This window comes from Bartonella sp. TT110JLCBS (assembly GCF_042193405.1).
Classification (GTDB): Bacteria; Pseudomonadota; Alphaproteobacteria; order Rhizobiales; family Rhizobiaceae; genus Bartonella.
This window is the reverse complement of record NZ_JBHILT010000080.1, coordinates 1-1,885: the sequence shown is the minus strand read 5'-3', so window position 1 is coordinate 1,885 and position 1,885 is coordinate 1. Positions and strand designations below refer to the sequence as shown.

Below are 1,885 nucleotides of genomic sequence, written 5' to 3'. Positions count from 1 at the left end.
GCTGCCAACAATTATGTTCTCTATAAATCAAGCAATAATAACTTCACTTTTGGCAGTGCTGTCTCTCTATTAGGCGCACATCAACATAAAACCGAAGATATTGTGGGGCTCGATGATTTTAGAGCCAAGATCAATGAAGATCTCACAAGCTATGGACGCTTAGCCAGCCCAAATGAATGGCAGAATTATAATAAATTTACCAGCAAAGTGACTATGAGTGGTGCCTTAGAGCTTTTGGGCAATTCGTCGTTTAGCCTCATCCACAATGGTGAAGTGGTTACCAATTTAAACACTAACGGAAGCACCTTGAAAGGACCTTTGAGGGTCGATGGAGATCTTGTTTATACGAAATCAGACATAGATATTCTCAAGCAAGAAATTAAAAAAATTAAACAAGGCTTAGTTGATAAACTCATTAATTGGTCTGCGCTTGCTGATGCTGAATTGCTCTATACACAGGATGGGAAAATTCAATGGCCTGATTGGGTAACGGATAAAACTAAAGTTGAGATCCAAGCATGGGGCGGTGGCGGTAGTGGTGGCGGAGCGGATACGCCAAGATTAGGAGGAGGTGGCGGCGGTGGCGGTTGTTCAGTCTGGTATGGCTATAAAGCCAGTTTAAACGGTCACCAGGATATCATCATTGGTAAAGGAGGCGCTTCTGTTGCATCACGCAGTGCGACAGGAAATTCTGGAGGAACAACAGCTGTTGGAAAGAATTTTATTACGGCGACAGGAGGACATGGTGGTGGGGGTGCTTCTGCCTATCAATCTCACACGGGATTTGGTGGTGGTACGACTACCTACTATTCAGGCGATGGCGGTGCTGGAGGAACAGGTGGAAACTTTGGTTTAGCAACGGATGAACATCTAGGAATTGCCAAAGGCGGAAATGGTTATGCTGGAACGAATGGAATTACGAGTAAAACAAGCGGTAATGGAGGCGATGCTGGAGGTGATACATCACGTGGTGGCTCTGGAGGAGTCGGCAAAGGTTCCTATAGTTCGGGAAAAGCAGGGCGTGGTTTTGGGGGCGGAGGTGCTGGCTCTCATGGAGATTCCTCTCCAAGCGGCGCTGGAGCTGATGGCGCTGTTCTTATAAGGTTATGGAAAGATTAAATACAAAACCAAAAATAGCGCAAGTCAAATGGATAGCTTTTGTATGAGCAGGCTTATATGTTTTTAAGTCCTTTTATTGCTCTTTCAAAGCCCTTTAAAGAGCTTTTTGACTGACAGTGTCAGTCTTATGGAGCATGATGATGGTTGTTATAGTCTCTTCATTGATTTGGAGAGCAAGATGGCAACAGAATTTAATCATGGGATACGCATTGTAGAGGCTGGTGAGGATTCCCGTCCTTTAGCAACATTTGATCAGACCGCCATTGGGGCGGTTGTTACAGCCCCTGATGCTGACAACCAAGTTTTTCCCCTTAATGAGCCTGTGTTGGTCTTCACCCATGAGACAGAAAAAATCCAAAAGCTTGGAACAAGAGGCACAGCTCTTGATGTTATTAATGCTGTGTGCGCACAGGGGATTGAGGCACAAATTATCCTTGTGCGGGTAGAAGAAAAATCAACCATTGCTGAGACACAAACCGAAATGGTGGGATCCAATACTCACTTGACCGGTGTGCATGCTTTAGCGCATGCGCGGGGGCATTTGGGGGTGGAGCCTGGGATTTTACTGGCACCGGCTTATAGTGCAGGGCGGATTGACAATGGCAAAAACCCCGTGGCGGATGCCTTGGAACAGGTTGCAGAAAAGCTACAAGCCATTGCCGTGTTTGATACGGGGGGTAAAAACACGCAAGAAAGTCTTGCCTATCGTGCAGATTTTTCCTCACGCTTTTGTTATTTGATTGATCCCTTTGTACGGGTGGCAAAT

1 protein-coding gene and 1 pseudogene are annotated in these 1,885 nt (G+C 45.8%); both read left to right on the top strand.

The window, feature by feature from the left end; all coding sequences use genetic code 11:
• A partial coding sequence (locus ACFILW_RS09535) for a Bgr_08870 family protein (RefSeq protein WP_375685692.1) occupies positions 1 to 1,119 on the top strand: 1,119 nt, incomplete at its 5' end.
• A gap of 178 nt (positions 1,120 to 1,297) precedes the next feature.
• A pseudogene (locus tag ACFILW_RS09530) lies at positions 1,298 to 1,885 on the top strand (phage tail protein); the annotation flags it as partial.